Source organism: Henriciella mobilis (genome assembly GCF_003576315.1).
In the GTDB taxonomy this organism is placed as follows: domain Bacteria; phylum Pseudomonadota; class Alphaproteobacteria; order Caulobacterales; family Hyphomonadaceae; genus Henriciella; species Henriciella mobilis.
Window position 1 is genome coordinate 1 of the sequence record NZ_QWFZ01000026.1, and the last position, 20,789, is coordinate 20,789.

Sequence of the window (20,789 nt, forward strand, 5' to 3'; positions counted from 1 at the left end):
TCCATTTCAGAGCCGATCCTAACTCAAACTATGGGCCAGTTTTTCTGAGGCAGACCAAACCTGTAGCCAAGGCCGCGAATAGTTTTAATTTTTTCCGCGCCAATTTGCCGTCTTAAGCGGCTGATATAGACTTCAATCGTATTTGATTCTCGCATGCCATCGAGTGAATAGAGATGTTCAACAAGCTCATTTTGCGACACGACATGACCCTGGCGGGTCATGAAATATTTGAGCAGGCGAAACTCGAATGCGGTCAGTTCCAAGGGGGCACCATCTAAGTTGACGCGACTTCTTGAAGGATCAAGCGTAAGGTTCTCATATGTGAGCAGGGGATCGCTGTTGCCAGCTGCCCGGCGAACAAGTGCGTTCAACCGCGCCGCCAATTCGGGCGTGTGAAAGGGCTTAGTTAAATAGTCATCCGCGCCGAGATTGAGGCCTTCAACCTTCTCAGTCCAGCTATTACGCGCCGTTAAGATCAACACAGGCGTGATCAGCCCGGAGGCGCGCCAGGCTTTCAGAACTTCAAGGCCGCTTTTACCCGGCAGTCCAAGGTCCAGAACGATGGCGTCATAGGCAGTATCTTGACCCATTAGAATGGCATCATCTCCTGTGTAAGCGTGTTCGCATACGAATCCGGATTGTCGCACGCCATTGGCGATGCGGTTGGCCACCTCCTCTTCATCTTCGACAATCAAAATATTTATTTTAGAATCTCCAATAAGCGCGTACTGAGGCCACTGTAATACACTCCAAGCTGAAACGGGCCTGAAAAATTTCAACTGATTATTCAGCCACACTTCAGCGCCAATTCAGATTGCCGGCTCATAGATCGCATTGTCCGATTCTCCCCTTAATCGGACGGCGGTCTGTCTCGCGCAAAGTGCGTCCCCACCGCGAACGGTTCGTCATATAGTGCCGCCTGCGTAGCGCCGTTTCCATTTCCCCCCCCCAAACCTGGAAATGGTCGCTGCGCAGGTTCGGCTTCGAGGTCGGGGGCGATTTTCAGCTTCAGTTCAGCTTGCCTTCAGCTTGGCTTCAATTGACGGGACTAAGCGAGTGTCCATCCGTTTGTGTGTTTAGGACGAAGCCATGAAAATTCAGATCTATGCCATCGCCGTCTTTGGACTCTCGTTCATGGCTGCGCCGATAGCTGCAGGACAAACAGCCCAGCATATTGAACTGACAGATCAGCAAATGTCTCGCCTCGGCATTACGCTCGATACGGCCTTGGCCGCAGAGAATGCAATTCTGGCCGAATTGCCCGCGCGTGCAATTCCCGCGCGAAGTGAGTTAACTGTCGTCTCTGCGCCATATGAAGGCACGGTATTGAGTGTCAGCGCGTTGCCCGGACAATCGGTCAGCCGCGGCGATACGCTTTTCGTAGTTTCCAGCCGTGATTATGTTCAGGATCGCTCGGGCCTGGAACAGGCCCGCGCCGAATACCACGTCGCAAAAGCAGCACGCGAACGTCAGGAGCGGCTGGTCGCCGAAGGGATTGCAGCGCGCAGTAGCCTGGACGAAGCTGTTGGCCGAGAACGCACCGCGCTTGCCATGGTCGCCGAACATGAGAGATCAACGCCTTCTTTTGTGCAGGCCGGCTCTCAGGGCAGCTACATAGTCAAAGCCTCCATTGGCGGAACTATTTCGAAAGTGAATGTCGGCGTAGGCGACAATGTTGCGGCCATGTCAGCTCTATTAATACTTAATGGCTCAGATGATCTCTGGGTCGATGTTCAGGTGCCCGTAAGGCTTATAGCGGAGGTAACGCAGGAAGATTTGATCATATATCCGAGTGGAGGCGCTGGTGAAATTCTCTCTATCCAGAAAGTCATCGATCCGCGTTCACGCGCCGGGTCTCTCATAGCAACCGTTCCAACCGGCGAGTCTGTAATCCAGGGACAATTATTCACCGTGCAAGTCGCACGTCACACGCCAAGCGACTCCCTGGTTATCGTGCCGTCGTCTGCCGTGGTGAATATAGCGGGTGTGGACCGCGTATTTCGCCGCACTGACGGCGGGTTCAGCCTGGTGGACGTGAACGTGAGCGGCGCAACGAAAGAGGCTAAAACTCTCCGAAGTAGGATCCTCCCTGGCGATAAACTTGCAACGCGCGGTCTTGTCGAACTGAAAGCCATTGCGCTGCAGGAAATGAACTAATGCTGCAGAATTTGGTCAAGTTTGCGCTGACACAGCGGCTGGTTACACTTGCAATAACACTCGCGCTGATTGTTGCTGGAGCAGTTTCTTTTTCGCGCCTTCCCATTGATGCCTTTCCCGATATTTCGACCACTCAGGTCAAAGTCATCATGAAGGCTCCGGGTATGACGCCTGAAGAAGTCGAACAGCGCGTGATTGCACCCATTGAAATGGAATTATTGGGTATTCCGCGCCAGACGATTCTGCGCTCAATGGCCAAATATGCCATTGCCGATATTACTATCGATTTTGACGAGAGCGCAGACATCTACTGGGCGCGCCAGCAAGTCACAGAACGTTTAAACACCGCGATGGACGCCATGCCGCAAGGCGTGAGCGGCGGGCTGGCACCAATATCTACGCCATTGTCCGATGTCTTTATGTTTACGATCGACGGGGGAGGTTTGTCACTGGAAGAACGCCGCACGCTTCTCGACTGGACGATCCGGCCGGCCCTTCGCACACTGCCAGGTGTTGCTGATGTCAATTCCTTAGGCGGGCGAGTTCGCACATTTGACGTCATCCCCGACATGGTCGCCCTCGCCGATGCGGGGCTAACGCCGCGTGACCTGCGGGACGCCATCGAAGCAAGCAATCGTAATGATGGTTCAGGGCGAATAAATGTCGGCGAAGAAGCGCTTGTCGTGCGCGCAATCGGAGCGATTGATACACTCGGCAGTCTCGCAGCGATCACCGTGAGCGAAATGGATGGCAAAGTGATCCGAATTGCCGACGTCGCCGATGTTCGCATCGGGAGCCTCACGCGCTATGGCGCGGTGACCAAAGATGGAGAGGGCGAGGCTGTTCAAGGGCTGGTTTTGTCGCTGCGCGGCGCAGACGCGAATGCCATTATCGACGATGTACAGGCGCGGATAGATGAACTCGGCCCGTCCTTGCCTGAAGGCGTTCAGCTCGTTCCCTTCTATGATCGGTCAAAACTGATTGATAAGGCAATTAGTACGGTCCGAAAGGCCTTGCTCGAAGCGATCGTTCTGGTGCTGATATTGCTTCTCGCCTTCCTTGGAAACTTGCGGGCTGCGTTGGTTGTCTCTGTGACCCTGCCTCTGGCAGCCTTGTTCACATTCCTGATGATGAAGCTGTTCGGTATGTCAGCCAATTTGATGAGCCTTGGGGGATTGGCAATCGCCATTGGTCTCATCGTCGATTCCGCCGTGGTGATTGTCGAGAACACAGTTGAGCAACTGGCCCATCCTGCCAAAAACAAATCAATCCCCCGCATTCACAAAGTCTACCGTTCCTGTTGCGAGGTGGCACTGCCGGTCGCTTCTGGAATATTGATTATCTGTCTCGTCTTTTTGCCTTTGCTCGCGCTCGAGGGTCTCGAAGGAAAATTATTCCGTCCCGTGGCTTTGACGATCATTTTTGCCCTCGCTGGATCATTGGTCTTGTCACTCACTATTATCCCCGTTCTGGCATCCTTTGTCTTGCCAGAAACACATGGCAAAGATCCATTGCTGATGCGTCTGATCACGCCCGCATATTCGCGGGCGCTAAAAGCTTGTCTGGCGCTTCCTGTCATTGTCTATGCTGTGGCCGGTCTTGGCATAGTCGCCGCTGTGCTGGCCTATGGACAGGTCGGGAAAACCTTTATGCCGACAATGGATGAAGGATCGGTCATCCTGCAAACGGCAAAGCTTCCCTCAGTCAACCTCGCGCGCAGCACCGAGGGTGATCTGCTGGTGCAGAAAGCCCTGTTGGAAGACATCCCTGAAATTAAAAGTGTCATCGCGCGTGTCGGGTCTGACGAGCTTGGCCTGGATCCAATGGGGCTCAACGAATCAGACATTTTCGTCGTCCTCAAGCCAAAATCCGAATGGCGCGTCCAGGACAAGGACTGGCTGATTGATCAGATGCGCAAAACCATGGAAACCCTGCCGGGCATGGACCCGGCCTTTACTCAGCCGATAGAAATGCGCACGTCTGAAATGTTGACCGGGGCGCGGGGCGACCTGGCGATTAAAATATTTGGCCCCGACCTCAACACATTGTCAGACCTTGCGGGAAACATTCAGGACGTTGTTGCAGAGGTCGACGGGGCCAGCGAAGTCTTTACCATGTCCAACGACACGATTGGCTTCATGCAGCTCAAAATTGACCGACTGACGGCCGGTGCGGCAGGATTGTCGATTACAGACGCCGAAGATGATTTACGGGCGATGCTCGAAGGCCTGAGCGCTGGCGAAGTCGTTGAACCCGGCCGGCGAACACCGATTGTTATTCGCGGCGGCGATAATCTGAAATCCTCGCAGGCAAGTTTTACCCAAACACCGATAGCAACCCCTGATGGCGGATTGATCCGCGTTGAGGACTTCGCGCGAATAGAAGAAACCCAAGGGGCTGTGAAAATCGATCGCGAGAATGCCTCGCGTTTCGCGCTGGTGCAGGCCTTTGTGCAGGGGCGCGATCTGGTCAGCTTCGTTGAAGCTGCACAGACGGCAGTCGAGACAAGCGTCGACTTGCCGCCCGGCTATCGCTTGGAATGGGGCGGGGAGTTTGAGAACCAGAGGCGCGCAGCCCAGCGACTTGGTATCGTGGTGCCTGTCGCTTTAGGACTGATCTTCATCGTTCTGTTTGCGACCCTGCGCTCTGCGCGCCAGGCCATTTTGATTTTTGCGAATGTGCCCTTTGCCCTGGTCGGCGGCGTGCTGGCCCTGTGGGTCTCAGGAGAATATCTGTCAGTGCCTGCTTCTGTCGGGTTCATCGCGCTGCTCGGCATTGCTGTCCTCAACGGGCTGGTTCTGGTGAGTTATTTCAATCAATTGCTTGCTGCAGGCCGGACAATGCAAGAATCGGTGGTTGAAGGATCCATACGCCGCCTTAGGCCTGTCCTGATGACGGCGAGTATCGCTGCGCTCGGTCTTGTCCCGCTCTTGTTTGCTGAAGGCCCAGGGTCTGAGATTCAGAAACCTCTCGCGATTGTCGTGATTGGCGGGCTCATATCTTCCACATTGCTCACGCTATTATTGCTGCCGGTCCTGTTCCGCCGGTTTGGAGCCTCTCGCAACACAACACGCATTAATATGGAGGCGGCGCAATGGGCTCCAATCTCTGCAAACTGACACTGGTCTATCCGCCAAAGTCAGAAGACGCTTTGGTCAATTTTCTCCTCGATAGAGAGCCCGCAATCCCTGGCTTTACGACCTGGCACGGGGCGGGCCACGGGCTTGGGTTTGACTCAGCCAGCATTGCTGAGCGGGTTGAAGGCCAGGTTGCACGCCGACTTCTCATCGTTCTTTTGGATCCCAGTCAGGCAGATACCCTCATTGAAGACATTCGCAGCACTCTCCCAATTCCGCACCTTATGTACTGGATCGAACCGGTTAGTTCAGCAGGACGTCTGATATGAAACGCTTTCTCCCCGCCTTCTTATTTTTGGTCATTGCTACTCCAGCAGCAGGCCAATCCTTTTTGCCGGCAGAAGAGCTCGTTCAAGACGCCTTGAACAGCTATCCCGCAATGACCGCGTCGCGAGATGAGATCAGGGCGGCCCGCAGTGAGGCGATTGGTCTTCAAGCCAGCCCTTACGAATGGACACTTTCCGGAGGCTACACACAGCGCGTTATCGACAATCAATTCGGCTTTAATGAATTTGATGCCCAGATCACCAAGGGTATTCGCAGACGTGGGAAATCGCGCCTCGATGGTGAAATAGGCGCGCTGGGGGTTGAGGCCGCAAGGCTAACCAGCGCAGACACCCGCCATCAAATTGCACTTGAACTTGCGGCCCTTTGGATTGAGTGGCTGAGCAAGGAGGAGGTCCACGCCATCAATCGAGCGCAGGTCGAGGCGCTCGAAGCCAGTCTGGACATCGCGTCGAAACGCCTTGCCAATGACGATGCGTCCCAGCTTGAACACGAACTGGCGCAAAGTGCCTTGTTTGAAGCCAAATCCGCTGCCGCCAATAGCCGCGGCGATGCGCAAATTGCCAAGGCGATGCTCGAAACCTTGTTTCCAGACCTGCCATTGCCGCAACATTCTCCTCAGCTCTTCGCGCCTGACGCGCTTGAAGACCCTAGCATTTGGATAGACAAAATCATCTCGCGAAGCCACGAGACTGAATTGGCAAAGACACAGGCCAATTATGCGTCGACCCGCGCCAGACGAAGCCGTCTTGACCTCAAACCAGATCCGGAGGTCGGACTTCGTACATTTAGCGAAAGCAATGGTGGCGAGGTTGGACTGGGCGTTGTCGTCTCCATCCCCTTGAGTGGTCCGCGCCGCTCAGCGTCCGCAGACAGAGATGCGGCCCGGGCCAGCGCGGCCATGGCGGCCTTTGCATTGAAGCAGCGCGAATTGCGCGCGGCGGCGCAGAAGGATGTCACTCTTGCTCAATCGACCAGAATGACCTGGCAACAAGCCGCATCAGCCCGCCAATCGAGTGAGGCCGCGATTGCCAGACTCAGACGAGGCTATGAGCTTGGAGATACAGATGTTTCTGATCTATTGAATGCCGAACGCAGACATATTGAAACGCGGAAATTGGAAGCTGTTGCGCGCGCGCGATCTGCCTTCGCCAATGTCAGACTTAGAATTGATAGCCATGAATTGTGGATTGGGCACGGCGGAGAGCATGCAAATGATGCGGCGGACACCCACACTGGACCTTAATTCCAAAGAAAGCGATGAGTGAAAACTGTCCCAGTTTTAACGCAAAATTCAGGTCAGTTTAAGCCTGGACGCACACAGGTAAGCCAATACGTCATTACACATGGTTGCAAGGTTCATGCAGAATTTTAGACTCATCGAAGAACAAGTCTCGGTTTCACATTTGCTGGCTGAAATAAATGCCGTTGAAAATGCCTGGGATCTCAATCAAGGACGTCAGTCCAAAATCAAAGTGCAGCGCGAAGCACAAGCCATTCCGATTCGAGGGCTTCGCAAATCAAAGATTGCCGGCCGCAAGAGATGGGACGTGCATGAATCGCGCTATACGAATATTTCTCGGAACTTCCCAAAAATTCGGTCCTGCCTCGTGGACCTTGCATCAAAGCTGAATGGCGAATTGTCGCGGGCAAAGGTCGCAAAACTGACACCGGGCGCCCGCGTCTATCCACATATCGACCGCGGTGAATACTACCGAGTTCGCGACCGCTACCATCTGGTGTTTGATAGCGAACCAGGCAATGTCCTAAGGGCAGGTGACGAAGAATTGTGGATGAAGCCCGGCGAATTATGGTGGTTTGACAACAAAGCCGTGCACGCTGCTGAAAATGCAAGCGCCAGTGATCGGATCCACTTCATTTTTGACCTATTGCCTTTGTGACACCGTCCGGGTCATCCGGGTCCGGACTCTGCCGGCCTAGATGCTCGACCAAATTCTTGAGGTGTCGCCCGCATCAGCGTTTCACCAAGGGCGCTCTGAATTATCGCGGGCCTCGCACCAAAACATCAACACGGAGACGACCAATGAGATACCAAAAAAAAATCGGACTGGTTTCGGCTACAGCGCTAGTGCTGGTGCTGGCCGCTTGCGGAGGGGCATCTGAGAACGCAGCCGCTCCGGCGACCAAAGACATGAACGCCGCATCAGTGAACACGAACGCGGCAGTCCAGACATCAAAAGCCAAATCCAATGCCTTCTGGTGGCCAGAACAACTCGATCTGGCACCCTTGCGCCAGCATGCGGCGGAATCTAACCCGCTTGGTGAAGATTTTGACTATGCCGAAGCGTTTCAATCGCTGGACCTGGAGGCCGTCAAGGCGGATATCGAATCTGTGCTGACAACCTCACAGGACTGGTGGCCGGCAGACTATGGAAATTATGGACCCTTCTTCATTCGCATGGCGTGGCACAGCGCAGGGACATATAGAATGGCTGATGGCCGCGGCGGTGCGGGCGGCGGTCAGCAACGGTTCGAACCGCTCAATAGCTGGCCGGATAATGTCAATCTGGATAAAGCGAGGCGTCTGCTTTGGCCGGTAAAACAGAAATATGGTCAGAACATCTCCTGGGCAGACCTAATGGTATTGACCGGGAACGTCTCGCTGGAGTCCATGGGGTTTAAGACCTTTGGCTTTGCAGGCGGACGCACGGATGATTGGGAACCTGATATTGTCTATTGGGGGCCTGAATCGAACTTCCTTGCGGATGAACGTTATAGCGGTGACCGTAAGCTTGAAAAACCGCTTGCTGCTGTCCAAATGGGGCTGATTTACGTAAATCCGGAAGGCCCCAATGGTGTGCCTGATCCGGTAGCCGCAGCCAAGGACATCCGAGACACATTCGGGCGCATGGCGATGGATGACGAAGAAACCGTTGCCCTCATAGCTGGCGGACATACGTTTGGTAAGGCGCACGGCGCAGCGCCGCCAGCCGATTGTGTGGGCGTCGAGCCAGCCGCCGCCGGTGTTGAACAGCAAGGGTTTGGCTGGAAGAATAAATGCGGCGCGGGCAATGCCGGAGATACAATTTCGAGCGGCCTGGAGGGCGCTTGGACGTCGGCGCCGGCAATGTGGACAACCCAGTATCTCGACAATCTCTTTATGTTCGAATGGGAGCAAACCAAAAGCCCTGCCGGTGCAGTCCAATGGATCCCAAAGGACGGACAGGCAGCCAATCTTGTGCCGGATGCGCATGATCCGGAAACACGTCACGCGCCCATCATGTTCACGACTGATCTGTCGCTGAAATTTGATCCCGAATATCGCAAGATTGCACTGCGGTTCCAGGAAAACCCTGAAGAATTTGAACGCGCCTTCTCGCGTGCCTGGTTCAAGCTCACCCACCGCGATATGGGCCCGCGTGCGCGCTATCTGGGAAGTATGGTGCCACAGGAAGTGCTCATGTGGCAGGATCCTATTCCGGTTGCTGATTATCAGATGATCAATGCCGCCGATATAGGCCAACTCAAAAACAATATCATCGCGTCAGGACTATCTGAAACTGATCTCATCAAAACCGCATGGGCGTCTGCCGCAAGCTTTCGCAGCACCGATATGCGCGGCGGCGTTAATGGCGCCCGCATCCGCCTTGCGCCGCAAAAGAACTGGGATGCCAATGATCCTGCTGACCTTGCCAGAGTCTTGACGCGCCTGGAGGAGGTGCAGTCTGAGTTCAATGAGGCTCAATCCGGCAATAAACAGGTTTCGCTGGCTGATTTGATTGTTCTCGGCGGAAACACAGCGATTGAACGGGCCGCGACAAAAGCTGGCCGAACCGTCAGCATACCATTTACGCCGGGGCGGACCGATGCATCTGCGGCGCAGACAGATGCGGCCTCCTTCGCGGTTCTTGAACCAACGGCCGATGGGTTCCGCAATTACTTCAATCGTAATGAAGGCCCATCGCCTGCAGAGATGCTCGTTGACCGAGCAAATATGCTCAGCCTCAGCATTCCTGAGATGACCGCTTTGGTCGGCGGTATGCGCGCCCTAAACGCGAACGCTGGCGGATCTCAAAACGGCGTGCTCACAACCCGTCCGGGTACGCTCAGCAACGACTTCTTCGTCAACTTACTGGACATGTCCACAGAGTGGGAGAAATCGACGTCTCTTGACGGCGTGTATATTGGCCGCGACCGTCAAACCGGTGATCAGAAATGGACGGCGACGCCAGTTGATCTGATATTCGGGTCAAATTCTGAGTTACGCGCAGTCTCGGAAGTCTACGCGGCGGGCGATGGTGAAGAACGCTTTACGCAGGACTTTGTCGACGCCTGGACAAAAGTCATGAACCTGGATCGATTTGATTTGCAGTAGCTCGCGGGCACGTGAACGTATAAACAATCGTGGCGGCGACTCTTTGGAGTCGCCGCTTTGCTTTGTTAGCGTGAGCAATTGTGAAAAGTGTGCCTTGCACTATCGGTTAATTATTGGTGAGCTTTCCGATTCCAGCACTTGAGTACGCGGCGTGTTTAAACGATCGCTTTGCTTCAAAGTCTGTTCCCCAAGGTCCAGGGCCCAGGGCAGGGACGACAGTTGTTTGGGTTTTCTGCGTCGACAAGCAGTCCTTGAAAATGGCTCCAGGACGATGACCTGTTATTGATGTGCAATAAGGGATTGGGAATTCAGCCGAGACGCTAGCATCTGTCTGAAAGAGTGTAGATTGTGGATTATTGCGGCAAACGCAATACTCACCGTTTGTTGAGAAACGGTAGCCAGACTTACTTCAAAAGTGAGACATCTGGACGGTGTCGTCCAGATGCCTCACCGAGCAACTCCAAGAGTTTACGAACCAGGTAATCGATCCCGTTTCGCGATTAGCTCTAATACGCAATCTGGAGGCGTCCCATTAATGCGTCGGCGCTTTCGTCGACGCCGTTTCTGTTGGGCTTGGCGTCGGCTTTTATATAATTGCCCATTAGGCGAACGTTCTCATTGATATACCAGTTCACCCCGACGGAATAATTTGTTTGTTCCCCGCCGGTCACCAAAGCGTCGCTTAAATCCAGCGTGCTGTAGCGCGCCGCCACTTCAACCGCGCCATATTTACTGCGCGGTCGGATCGCGCCAAAAGTTCCGCTCGTGCTGCTATAACGCTGTCGCTCGCCGGTTATGACATAGGCCGCCTCAGCTGACGCGCCGTTATAGCTTGGATCGCCAATCGCCGGAGCGTCATTCTGGCGGGTAATATACTGTCCCTTCACCATGAAGGGCCCCTGCATATACCCAGCCTCAGCATTGTAATTTGTGTACGCTTGGACATCGGGCTGCGTTCCGGTGCGAATCAGCGTTACACTGGACAATCCGAATTCCGGTTGGGCGCTGACTCTTGACGGTTCTAGGTCTTTTAGCTGCCGGTGCTCAATCGCGCCTGCCAGGTGGACGGCGCGGCGGCGTTCCTTGATCGGGGCGTAGACAACGCGGCCGACAACACTCTCACCTTCATCCGTTGCGCGGATCGGATCCTGATCAATCGGGTCGCCGAAATAGCCGCCCGTCACAGACCAATTGTCGCCGCGATATCTTACCTGTCCACCGACAGCGAAGTTTGGTGCGAGCACTGAAGGCAGACCGCGTTCCATGAATTTCAAATTGTTTGAACTCATCATGTCTTCGCCATTAAACGGCACGATCATCTGACCGGCTTTAATCGACAGATTGTCAATACCGCGATACTCGATCCAGGCATTCTTCCATCCCGTACTCACGCCGCCAATATCGTGGTCTAATTTTACCCGCAAATCGTCGGCGATAGTGAGCGTCGCATTAACCCGGAACCGCCGGATATCCGATTTGCTGGGTATCGGCGTGATATCATCATTCACGCTGACAGTGTCTGCATGCAGCCGTCCGCCAAAAACAAGTTCGAAATTATCACCCTCGAATGTGATGCCATCCTTATCGGCCGTCACGTCCTGTGCATGCGCCATAGGGGCAAGAAGGGCTGCCCCTGCAACGCCCAGGCAAAGTATTGCTCTCATTGTTCCGTTCCTTCTTGATTTGGAATGAGCCAATCGAAGATCAAATCCCCCAATTGGTATTTCTGAACACATCGGCCAAAATCATGTTTAGCCTTTTTGATGATGTGAAAATCGATGTCGGCCGCTATGCCGCGGGTGTTCGCCGCGGCTCGCATCTCTGCGGCCCAATTTTGCGCGCGTTCAACGCGTGTATAGCCCTGCAGCTCGTCGATCCGTTTACCGGTTTTGAGAGATGCGTCGCGGTCAATGTCGCGACCGCCGACCAGCACACGGGTCGGACAGGCGAGCAATCCTTCAATGTCCAAGGAGCGATCCGCCAGGACTTCGGAAGCGGCCAGTCCCAGCGGATAAGCTGTTTTCGAATCAGGCATGGTGAACCACCCGGCGGCCATCAAGACTAACCGGTTCACACGCGAGGGCCGCATCAACGTATAACGGTGGGCAAATTGAGCGCCGCCAGAAAAACCAAAAAGATTGATGTTGCTCGTGTCGATGCCAAAGCGGTGACTGACATCGATCAGCATGCGGTCCAGAGCGTCAGCCGGGCAAGTTTCACCCTCTCGCAGTTCAAGGCGCTGATAGTGTTTGTGCGCGGATTTGGAAAACAGAGGAGCGATGAGCACTACGCCTTTTTCTTCTGCGTAGCTGGCAAGGCGAAACGCATGTTCAGCGGCATTGCGCGTCCAGCCGTGAATCGCCAAAACCGGGACGGCGCCAGGCGCAGCAGCGGCCGGCTGAAATATGAAATAGGGCAAGCGTCCGGACGACGCGTCATAGACAGAGATGATGCGCCCCTTCCATTGGGCCGCGTCTGCCATGCCTTCTAGAGGTTCGGCGATACGTGCGATTTCACTCGCAGGTTTTGAGGATGTCATGCGGCAGTCTCCGAGAGTTCGGCATGTCCATCATTTAGACGCCAGTGAAGCGTGGAATGTTTTAACAGGGCCGGGTTATGGGTCGTGATAAGAAGCGTGCCCTCATATTCACGAATAATATTGTTCAGGATTTCAAGTCCTTCTTCATCCAGATGGCTATCAGGTTCATCCAGGAGAAGGACGGGTGGATTTCCTAGCAGGGCGCGGGCCAGAATGATCCGCATGCGCTGGCCAGCACTAAAATTCGAGCCGCCTTCCATCACAGGCGTTTCGAGCCAATAGGGCGATTCAGGATTGAGGCCGTCCATTCCGCAGCGCGCGGCGGCTTCATAGATATCATCCTCGCTCGCTGCTTTTGACCCATAGGATATATTTGACCCGATGGACCCGCGCAGGAGCGGCAGCGTCGGAGAGGCGATTGAAATCGACCGTCTGAGCTGACCTGTCTTGACCTGCCTGACATCGCGTCCATCAATCAGAACACGGCCGCGATTGGGTTCGATCAGGCGCAAGGCCAGCATAAGCAAAGTGGACTTTCCGGCGCCATTAGGACCCGTAATCAAGACACGGCCGCCTGCCGGAGCTTCTCCAGAAAAATCCTCCAGTGACCCTGCCACACTGACCTGATCAAAGGTCAATCGACCTTCGACCTGCTTGAGTGATTTTGGCGTCTCTGCCGCTTTTATTATGGGGCCTTTGCGCAGAAGATTTTCGGTCTTCTCAAGCGAAATTGCATAGCTTTTCCGGTATTCATAAACACGCCCGAAATCAAACAGGCTCGGCGTAATCAGTGACAAGATGCCGAGGGCCGCCATGATCTGCCCCGTTGTTGCCATTTGGTTTTGTACGAGTAGTGTTCCTGCGATCACCGACACGGTCAGCGCCAGACCAACCACGACGTAAATCATCGCCCGAAAAGTACCGATGGCGCTTGCGCGCGCGATCATTGCGCGCTTGAGGCTCTTGGTCTGACGCTTGACTTTCTTATGCTCATTATTGCGCTGGGCAAAGGCTTGCACGATCACCATGTGTTCAAGTTTTTCAGTGAGGTTCGCGGCAATATGCGCGCGCCGCCTGCGCGATTCCCGCATTGTGTAATCGATTGACCGTCCCAGCAGCATGGCGCCGATCGTCCCCAGACCAATGAGCGCAAACAGTAGGCCGCCTAGAACGGGGTTCATGAATGTCAGTGCGGACATGGCGCCGATCAGGACAACCCCGGAGACAGCCAGGCGCGCAATACCAAGCGTCACCCATTGGCGAAGGGCTGTCAGATCATTGACAAATCTTAGCAGCACAAAGCCTTTGCGGGTTTCACCGAGCGCGCGCGCTGATAGCTGGCTGACATGCTGGAAGACGTCCAGACGGATATCGGCCACATAATCCTGACCCATCGTTTCGGCATCAATACGTTCGCGGCGTTTCAGCCAGCCAATGGCGAGTGACGCGGTCGTCATAATCAGCGCATTTTGCCAAACCTTTGGAGCCTGATCAGGCGTCATCAGACCGTCGATCATGATCTGCATGACAGTGGCGATGGCAACCATGGCGGCAGCCTGGACAAATCCATTGAGTATCAAAGCAGCCAGACGCCACTTACGCTCGCGCGTGAAGAGCTTAGGCAGATTTCGCAAAACCGAGACTTTCTGTGGCATGAGCGCTGCGCAGGCATATGTTCAGGCCATTGTCATCCTTGAGCATCCGCTCCAGCGAGAAGATTTCAACGCCGGAGGTTTCGGCCAGTTCTTGCGCGGCCAAAGGGGAGGCTGTTACGGCACCGGAAACCGCGCTGGGCTCGAGGCCAAGTTCCCGCAGATATTGCACACCGGCCATGCCCGACATAGGGTCAGACGCGGCAAATACAACACTATCCAGACGCGCCCGAAAACCTGGCGACGCCAACAGCCCTGCGGTCTCTTTTTGATAAAGGCCATCGGCGATTTCGATGATCACCAAATCGACCTCTGATCCGGCCGCAGCCATCAGTTTGGTTAGTAAATCTTCGAGATCTGGAATAGCGACGTCAACTGTTGTGGCATATCCGCCATCTGTAAAGTCGAACACAGGATCGATCCCGCTATCAATATATTTCCAGAGATCGCCGCCGGACCCGGTGCCGGTTAGTTTGATCGCGCAGGGGCGCAGCCCGCCGCGCAGCGCCATCCGCCCCAGTTCGGCAACGGTTGTGGTTTTTCCGGCATTCATGCTTGACCCGACCACGCACATAATGTGCGGGTCTTTACGATGTAGCACTTTTGCAGGTTCGATTGAAAAATCGTGCAAATTCAGAATGCCGCCAACGGCGTCCGTGAGCAATCCGATTGGCGTGATTTGAGTCGGCACGCGGGTTTTAGCGTGCCGCGTGATCATCTTGGATGCGATCCCGCCCGCCGCTACCATCTGGCAAGGTGCCAGTGAGCTGGGCACAATAGAATGAAATTGATCTGTTGCATACCGGGCGCCAAAGGCGAGCAGCACTTCATCGCCGGGATTTAAATAGGCGCGCCGCCCGGTAGGAAGCTCCAGACGGCTGTGATGCCCGAGACTGTCAATTCTTGCCAGGCAAAGATCGCCGGCACTTGGTGCAGTATTCGTAAGGGATGCTGCGCGGGTCAGTTCAACGCGCCGGGTGACGAAGGCGCGCTTGGCCAAGCTTATTCGGCGCGATAGTTTTGTATCTAACACGGCAGGTCTCCTGTTTTGTGAGGATCTGTTGCCTGCCGGAACTGAAACGAGCCTGAATTTCACATGAAATCCTATTAAGGAAATGCATTCTTGTGCGCTCGCAGATTCAGCTAGAACCCATTTGGCTTTCAGGCTGTTGCATCGAAGAGCTATTAAAGAAACAGCAAACGCCCGGCGTGGACCGGGAACCTTGCCGCTGCATTTTATAGTCCGAGCCGGGAAAAAGTAATATGCCATCAAAATCGGAGGTGCTCGAATTCATCATCAAAGCAGCAATAAAGGCTGCACCGCAGCCGGAGCAAAGCCCGCAGGATAGTCATTTTCATCTACTGCCCGATGTGTGCACCTAAGCAGATGTCATAACGTTTTTGCTGAACTGGTTGCGAAGACATAGATGCTCGTTGATCATTGCTTAGGCGTGAATCTGGCACGTGAAATGCGCCATGGACGATGGTGAGCAACAAATTATTGGCCCGAAGTATAAGCCGTTTGGGCCAATATGTTTGGGAATAAAGATAAACCGGCGAACACCCGCGCTCGCGTTCGGGGGGGGGGGGGAGGAACGCGGCGCGGGCATCGCCTGTTATTTAGCGACAAGGGGGGGGCGCCGAACAACAATCATGCAGACCACCGAAACTGGTGAAGCGGAAGGACAAGGCGCCGACCAGCTCTGGGGACCGTTTGCCAATTCACAAAGGCGACTGGCCTAATTGATATAAGTGCGCAAATTGCCCAGCGCCTTTCGCCGAATATACAAATGTGTAATCGCGTTCAAAAGCTGATGAGGTCGCACTGACGCCAACACTATAATTGGTTTCAGGTGATGTCCTGGGCCCCGAATTGCGCGTTTGAACAAGAAACGCAACTAGCCTCCTGGCAGGGCGCACTCAATTCGAGTTGGTTGTCCGAACCAGGTTCCGCCGTGGTCATACAAATATGTAAACTGGGTGCGCAGATGGATTTATTCGAACGGATTAAACGTCTTTTCAACGCACCGCCTCCTGCTGTGCAAATTAGATAGAGTAGGATATTCCCAATGCGCAAGCACATAAGATCAATTGCCGTCTGCACGACCGCTATACTCACTATTGGTGCAGCGGGTATTACAATTGCAAACGCCAGTCCAGACAATGACGACCTTGCCGAGGCGCAAGCTTTAGCCGCAGCGCCCGTGAGTTTGGTTCAAGCCATCTCCGCAGCAGAAACCGAAACCGGTGCCAAGGCGATGTCCGCAGAGTTTGAGAACGAAGACGGCGCGTGGGTGTACGAGGTTGAACTTATCACGAGCGCCGGCAACGAACTCGAGGTCACGGTTGATACGCAGACGGCGTCAATTTTGGAGATTGAGTCGGACGACGGCAGCGACAGTGACGACAACGACGACGATACAGAGTAGCCCTCGCTACACAAATCGACGCCCCCGGCAGAGCGAGCTGCCGAGGGCGCCACTCCGCTTATAGGGGGCGAACATATGAAAATACTGCTGGTCGAAGATGACGCTGTCACGCGCGATTATGTCGAATCCGGACTGATCGGAGCCGGTCATCTGGTTGACGCCGCAGAAGAGGGCGTAGACGGGCTGACCCTCGCATCGCGCGGCACATATGATGCGATCATTCTGGACCGGATGCTCCCCGGCATGGATGGCCTTGCAGTCCTGAAAGCTGTGCGGGCGGCTGGTAATACTACCCCGGTGCTGTTCCTGACGGCGATTGGCGGGGTCGATGATAGAGTTGAGGGTTTGGAAGCTGGCGCAGATGACTATCTGGTTAAGCCATTTGCCTTTTCTGAACTCGCCGCCCGCCTTACCGCCATTTTGCGCCGCCCGGCGATGATGTCCGAGCAGACCAAGCTTTGCGTCGGTGATCTGGAGATGGACCTTGTCCGGCGCACCGTGACGCGCGCTGGAATTCAAATCGATCTGCTTCCGAAAGAGTTTGCCCTCTTGGAATACTTCATGCGGTCCGAAGGCCGTGTGCTCAGCAAGACCATGCTACTTGAGCATGTCTGGGATTTCAATTTCGATCCACGTACCTCAGTTGTTGAAACCCATATCAGCCGGCTGCGCGCGAAGATCGACAAACCATTCGAGACGGATCTGCTGCACACAATCAAGAATGTTGGATACACGCTTCGTGCTTAGCCGAGATCTCCTTCGCAGCACATATTTCCGGTTCGCGTTCATTCTAACCAGTCTGTTCGTCGCAGCATATTTTGTTGCTGGCTGGATCGCGCTTGGGGCGATTGGCGATGATCTGGATGACCGGGTCGAACAAGCGGCGATCTTGCGCTCGCTTGAAATGATAGAAATGTTCGAAGCCGGAGGCCGAGAGGCGCTGATTATAGAGGTCAATGCGCGTGCATTGGCGCTAGATCCCGAAGACGATCTGATCTGGCTGGGGACGAGCGACGGAGCGTTTCTCGCAGGTCACCTAATACCTAACGCAGTAGGGTTGGAGACTGGCGACGTATCTGGGACAAGTCTCGGTCAGGATGATGACGACACATACTTTTTACTGAATAAACCATTTGACGGCTTCCGACTTATCAGTGCGCGAAGCTACGAAGAAACCGACGATATTTCGGCAGTGGTGCTCAGTGCGTTTGGCGGCGCAACAGCCCTACTTGTTATAATTTCCGGCTTGGCGGCCATCATTCTTTCGCGAAGCGGGCAGTCCCGCATCGACCACATTACCGACGTCTTGCGTAAAATCGGCGGCGGTGAACTGGGACACAGGATCGAGACGAATGATCGCCGCGATGATCTGGGCCGTTTGTCAACGCGGATCAATGAAGCCCTCGACCAGCTTGAATCTACTGTTGGCGGCATCAAACAGGTCAGCGCGGACATCGCTCATGATTTGCGCACACCGATCAACAGGCTCGGAATACGACTCGAGCGCCTGCAGGATAGAGCTTCGGGGAGCCCAGTTCTGGAAAAGGAACTGGAAGAAGCCACGGGTGAGATTGAAAAGATCACGACCACCTTTGATGCCCTGCTTCGAATTTCGCAGATCGAGGCTGGTGCGCGTAAGGCGAAATTCGGCGCCGTCCCCCTGGCAGACATCGCCGGAAACTTGTCTGAGGCTTATGAGGCCGTTGTCGAAGATGCCGGTCAAAAACTGGTCTCGGCAGTGGCAAAAGAGGCCTGCAATACGCTGGTCCACGGCGATCGTGATCTGCTCCTTCAATTGGGCGCAAATCTGATAGAAAATGCGATCCGGCACGCTGGCGCCGGTGCAGAGATTTGGATTGAAACCGGTGCTAGCCCGGGCACCGTCTGGTTGGCCGTATCCGACAATGGCCCCGGCATCCCGCCTGCTGAATATGACAACGTCCTTGGCCGGTTCTATCGGCTGGACAAGTCCCGCCAATCACCGGGTTCAGGGCTTGGGCTGGCGCTCGTTAAAGCAATTTCTGAGTTGCACCGAGCCAGGCTCTCTCTGTCTGACGCCAAACCAGGCCTCGCTGTCCGAATTGAATTCAAACCCTTTACGCAAGCCTTGAACTCCAATGACTGATCCGGGCTCTGCGCCTTCCGGCCCCGACGCCCGTGCGCGACGAGCCGTCTCGCTATGGCGCGCGGTGCTCGCTGGAATCGGTATTTTTATGCTCATTCTCGCAGTACCTGTCGGTATATTGACACCGTTTCCCTTCCTGCCAATTGGGCTAGGCCTCGGGGTCGGCGGCGCAACCTTGCTTGCTCGCAATTCGTCGCAGGGCAAGGTCTGGCTGGCCCGGCAGATCAGCAAACATTCAAGACTGGACCGCATGGCACCCGATTGGCTGAAAGCGCTGATCCTGGGAGGTGATAGTGAATAATCGTTCCGCTCACTGGTTTCGTCCAAGCGCGAGGTCTACGGCAGGCTTCCTTTGTATCGGCCTCTTTGCGGCGTTAGCGCTGACCGTCACGACAGCTTCAGTGGTGAGCGATTTCGACACCTCGCTCAGCGCCGCCATACAGGCCGCCCGAACGCCGGTACTGGATAGGCTGATGTTGGCATTTACGCTGCTCGGTGATGGTGGGAGTTTGATCTGGATCGCGGTCGCGACAGTTTTGGCGTTGCTCATCCAGCGCGCATGGTTGAAAGCCGGACTTGCTGCCGCAGCCTTCATCGGGACCTCAGCCCTGGTCTCCCTTGTCAAGGGGCTGGTCGGCAGAGCGCGGCCAACCGCCGACCTGTATTCGGGCGTGGACGCCTTCAGTTTTCCGAGCGGGCATATGACCAATGCCGCCATTATTCTCGGTGTAGCTGCTTTTGTCCTGGCCCTCGGCTGCACCTCGGCGCGTCGCAGGTTTATATATGGCGTCGCAGTATTGCTGATCGTGATGGTTGGCTTATCTCGTGTTTACCTCAGCGCGCACTGGCCGAGTGATGTGCTTGGCGGCGCGCTTCTGGCCACAGCGATACTCTTGTTCTTGCAGCCTGTGTTGACGAGCGGTGAGGGTTCTAATGCAGGTTGGAACAAACTGGCTCTGCTTGCTACCTGTCTGGCTATTTGGACTGGTCATGCGATGCTAAGTTATTCAAATAATTCAGAGCGCTACGGCTTGATGACCGCCGCCGTGGAGCGGGGTTATACAAAATGATCACATTGGGGATCAGAAAGGCTATTTTGCCATGCGCAAATTAAATTTGACCATTACTCTACTGGCGGGCTCGCTGCTCTCGGGTTGCGCGATCACCGGGTCCACACCTGATTCTCTGCCTTTAGCAACTGACTCCGGCCTGACGCTGGACGTGGCTGCAGGCTCTCAAGACGTCGATTTGTCGGGGCCGCTTGGTCCTGACGCGCTGGCGGTGATTGCGGTCTTCACAAATCCCGACCTGAAAGCCCTGCGTGCAAGCGCTGGCGTGGCGCAGGCTCAGGTTTTTGCGGCGGGCCTGTATCCCGATCCGACCTTTTCGCTGGGCTTTGATTTGCCCCTGAATGGCACCGGTCTGGTCCCGGCGCTCGGCGCTGGGCTTGGTTATGACTTTGCCGCACTTGCCCGCCGGCCATCAACGCTGCGAGCAGCGCGCGCCAATCAGGAGCGGTTACGATACGATATTGTCTGGGCGGAATGGCTGACGGGCGAGCAAGCCCGTTTACTGGCCGCGCGGATCTCGCATTTGCGTGGGATAAAGACGCAAACTGAAGCGCTCAGGCGCTACGCCGACGACGAGTTAAAGCGCGCGCTCAGAGCGGCGTCTCGCGGTGACCTACCTCCCGCCTCTCTGGAAACCCGCCGCCTCGCAGCGACCGACGCCGCAGACAGGGACCGAACGGCAGAGCTGCAATTGCGCAGCGCTGAACTCGATCTGAACCGCGTGCTCGGGATCGATCCGGTTGAGACGTGGCCTGCCCGATCTGACTGGCCCAACCGAAATGTTAGGATCGACGGTTGGTTTGTAGCGGCGTTCATGCCGCCTTCAACCTATAAGGCGGCATGAAGGTCGCGGGCAAGATGGTTCTGGGCGCGGGTGGTTTATAGCCCAGCGATGAGTGCGGTCTTGCGGTGTTGTAGAACAGTCTCCAGTTCTCGATCAGGACCTGCGCCTCGCGCAGATCATAGAAGATTTCACGAGCGAGGAGTTCGTCTCGAAGTTTCGAGTTGAAGCTCTCACAGTATCCGTTCTCCCATGGTGATCCTGGCTCGATGTAGAGC

The 20,789-nt window shown here is 55.1% G+C and carries 18 protein-coding genes; 12 read left to right on the plus strand and 6 right to left on the minus strand.

Annotated features, from left to right (window positions below; genetic code table 11):
- Positions 1 to 23 precede the first annotated feature (23 nt).
- A complete protein-coding gene (locus tag D1227_RS13800; RefSeq protein WP_233349836.1) occupies positions 24 to 797 on the minus strand; it encodes a response regulator transcription factor in 774 nt (257 codons plus the stop codon).
- A gap of 292 nt (positions 798 to 1,089) precedes the next feature.
- Here D1227_RS13800 and D1227_RS13805 point away from each other — a divergent pair, with 292 nt between their 5' ends.
- From D1227_RS13805 to katG, 6 genes are all read left to right on the plus strand, one after another.
- Positions 1,090 to 2,157: an efflux RND transporter periplasmic adaptor subunit gene (locus tag D1227_RS13805; RefSeq protein ID WP_119405061.1), complete on the plus strand. Its 1,068-nt coding sequence runs from the start codon at positions 1,090 to 1,092 to the stop codon at positions 2,155 to 2,157.
- Positions 2,157 to 5,276 carry an efflux RND transporter permease subunit gene (locus D1227_RS13810; RefSeq protein ID WP_119405062.1) on the plus strand — a complete coding sequence of 1,040 codons (3,120 nt, stop codon included), beginning with the start codon at positions 2,157 to 2,159 and terminating at the stop codon, positions 5,274 to 5,276. The genes D1227_RS13805 and D1227_RS13810 overlap by 1 nt, the downstream gene beginning before the upstream one ends.
- Complete coding sequence (locus tag D1227_RS20485) at positions 5,252 to 5,563, plus strand: DUF3240 family protein (protein WP_119405063.1); 312 nt, start codon at positions 5,252 to 5,254, stop codon at positions 5,561 to 5,563. Before D1227_RS13810 ends, D1227_RS20485 begins: the two co-directional genes overlap by 25 nt.
- Positions 5,560 to 6,825, plus strand: coding sequence for a TolC family protein (locus D1227_RS13820; protein ID WP_119405064.1), 1,266 nt, complete (start codon positions 5,560 to 5,562; stop codon positions 6,823 to 6,825). Before D1227_RS20485 ends, D1227_RS13820 begins: the two co-directional genes overlap by 4 nt.
- Before the next feature lie 115 nt (positions 6,826 to 6,940).
- Complete coding sequence (locus tag D1227_RS13825; RefSeq protein WP_158586656.1) at positions 6,941 to 7,480, plus strand: aspartyl/asparaginyl beta-hydroxylase domain-containing protein; 540 nt, start codon at positions 6,941 to 6,943, stop codon at positions 7,478 to 7,480.
- Between the two features lie 251 nt (positions 7,481 to 7,731).
- Positions 7,732 to 9,915: a catalase/peroxidase HPI gene (gene katG, locus D1227_RS13830; RefSeq protein WP_233349844.1), complete on the plus strand. Its 2,184-nt coding sequence runs from the start codon at positions 7,732 to 7,734 to the stop codon at positions 9,913 to 9,915.
- 506 nt (positions 9,916 to 10,421) lie between these two features.
- Here the strand turns inward: katG and D1227_RS13835 are convergent.
- From D1227_RS13835 to D1227_RS19820, 4 genes are read right to left on the minus strand one after another with little or no spacing between them, the layout of a single operon-like run.
- Positions 10,422 to 11,579 (minus strand): OprO/OprP family phosphate-selective porin, encoded by a 1,158-nt coding sequence (locus tag D1227_RS13835; RefSeq protein WP_158586657.1) that lies wholly within the window; start codon positions 11,577 to 11,579, stop codon positions 10,422 to 10,424.
- Complete coding sequence (locus D1227_RS13840; RefSeq protein ID WP_119405068.1) at positions 11,576 to 12,454, minus strand: alpha/beta hydrolase; 879 nt, start codon at positions 12,452 to 12,454, stop codon at positions 11,576 to 11,578. Before D1227_RS13840 ends, D1227_RS13835 begins: the two co-directional genes overlap by 4 nt.
- Positions 12,451 to 14,109 (minus strand): ABC transporter ATP-binding protein, encoded by a 1,659-nt coding sequence (locus tag D1227_RS13845; RefSeq protein ID WP_119405069.1) that lies wholly within the window; start codon positions 14,107 to 14,109, stop codon positions 12,451 to 12,453. Before D1227_RS13845 ends, D1227_RS13840 begins: the two co-directional genes overlap by 4 nt.
- Entirely contained in the window at positions 14,072 to 15,139 is a 1,068-nt protein-coding gene (locus D1227_RS19820) for a hypothetical protein (RefSeq protein ID WP_147373317.1), read from the minus strand. Before D1227_RS19820 ends, D1227_RS13845 begins: the two co-directional genes overlap by 38 nt.
- A 1,036-nt stretch (positions 15,140 to 16,175) precedes the next feature.
- On the opposite strand from D1227_RS19820, the gene D1227_RS13860 reads away from it, so the two are divergent.
- The 6 genes from D1227_RS13860 to D1227_RS13885 all read left to right on the plus strand — a co-directional run bounded on the left by D1227_RS13860 (position 16,176) and on the right by D1227_RS13885 (position 20,574).
- A complete protein-coding gene (locus D1227_RS13860; protein WP_119405072.1) occupies positions 16,176 to 16,535 on the plus strand; it encodes a PepSY domain-containing protein in 360 nt (119 codons plus the stop codon).
- A gap of 75 nt (positions 16,536 to 16,610) precedes the next feature.
- Entirely contained in the window at positions 16,611 to 17,282 is a 672-nt protein-coding gene (locus D1227_RS13865) for a response regulator (protein WP_119405073.1), read from the plus strand.
- Entirely contained in the window at positions 17,257 to 18,660 is a 1,404-nt protein-coding gene (locus D1227_RS13870; RefSeq protein ID WP_119405074.1) for a sensor histidine kinase, read from the plus strand. The genes D1227_RS13865 and D1227_RS13870 overlap by 26 nt, the downstream gene beginning before the upstream one ends.
- A complete protein-coding gene (locus D1227_RS13875; RefSeq protein ID WP_119405075.1) occupies positions 18,653 to 18,961 on the plus strand; it encodes a hypothetical protein in 309 nt (102 codons plus the stop codon). The genes D1227_RS13870 and D1227_RS13875 overlap by 8 nt, the downstream gene beginning before the upstream one ends.
- Positions 18,954 to 19,730: a phosphatase PAP2 family protein gene (locus D1227_RS13880; protein WP_147373318.1), complete on the plus strand. Its 777-nt coding sequence runs from the start codon at positions 18,954 to 18,956 to the stop codon at positions 19,728 to 19,730. The genes D1227_RS13875 and D1227_RS13880 overlap by 8 nt, the downstream gene beginning before the upstream one ends.
- A 31-nt stretch (positions 19,731 to 19,761) precedes the next feature.
- Complete coding sequence (locus D1227_RS13885) at positions 19,762 to 20,574, plus strand: TolC family protein (RefSeq protein ID WP_119405077.1); 813 nt, start codon at positions 19,762 to 19,764, stop codon at positions 20,572 to 20,574.
- On the opposite strand, the gene D1227_RS13890 is transcribed toward D1227_RS13885, so the two are convergent.
- Positions 20,543 to 20,789, minus strand: a 247-nt coding sequence (locus D1227_RS13890) for an integrase core domain-containing protein (protein WP_147373275.1), incomplete at its 5' end; no start/stop codon positions are given. The two genes, D1227_RS13885 and D1227_RS13890, sit on opposite strands and share 32 nt — an antisense overlap.

Bases quoted from the DNA above. Each gene is read 5' to 3' on its own strand.
- D1227_RS13805 (WP_119405061.1), top strand. From the start codon at position 1,090: ATGAAAATTCAGATCTATGCCATCGCCGTCTTTGGACTCTCGTTCATG.
- D1227_RS13810 (WP_119405062.1), top strand. From the start codon at position 2,157: ATGCTGCAGAATTTGGTCAAGTTTGCGCTGACACAGCGGCTGGTTACA.
- D1227_RS20485 (WP_119405063.1), top strand. From the start codon at position 5,252: ATGGGCTCCAATCTCTGCAAACTGACACTGGTCTATCCGCCAAAGTCA.
- D1227_RS13820 (WP_119405064.1), top strand. From the start codon at position 5,560: ATGAAACGCTTTCTCCCCGCCTTCTTATTTTTGGTCATTGCTACTCCA.
- D1227_RS13825 (WP_158586656.1), top strand. From the start codon at position 6,941: ATGCAGAATTTTAGACTCATCGAAGAACAAGTCTCGGTTTCACATTTG.
- katG (WP_233349844.1), top strand. From the start codon at position 7,732: ATGAACGCCGCATCAGTGAACACGAACGCGGCAGTCCAGACATCAAAA.
- D1227_RS13835 (WP_158586657.1), bottom strand. From the start codon at position 11,579: ATGAGAGCAATACTTTGCCTGGGCGTTGCAGGGGCAGCCCTTCTTGCC.
- D1227_RS13840 (WP_119405068.1), bottom strand. From the start codon at position 12,454: ATGACATCCTCAAAACCTGCGAGTGAAATCGCACGTATCGCCGAACCT.
- D1227_RS13845 (WP_119405069.1), bottom strand. From the start codon at position 14,109: ATGCCACAGAAAGTCTCGGTTTTGCGAAATCTGCCTAAGCTCTTCACG.
- D1227_RS13860 (WP_119405072.1), top strand. From the start codon at position 16,176: ATGCGCAAGCACATAAGATCAATTGCCGTCTGCACGACCGCTATACTC.
- D1227_RS13865 (WP_119405073.1), top strand. From the start codon at position 16,611: ATGAAAATACTGCTGGTCGAAGATGACGCTGTCACGCGCGATTATGTC.
- D1227_RS13870 (WP_119405074.1), top strand. From the start codon at position 17,257: ATGTTGGATACACGCTTCGTGCTTAGCCGAGATCTCCTTCGCAGCACA.
- D1227_RS13875 (WP_119405075.1), top strand. From the start codon at position 18,653: ATGACTGATCCGGGCTCTGCGCCTTCCGGCCCCGACGCCCGTGCGCGA.
- D1227_RS13885 (WP_119405077.1), top strand. From the start codon at position 19,762: ATGCGCAAATTAAATTTGACCATTACTCTACTGGCGGGCTCGCTGCTC.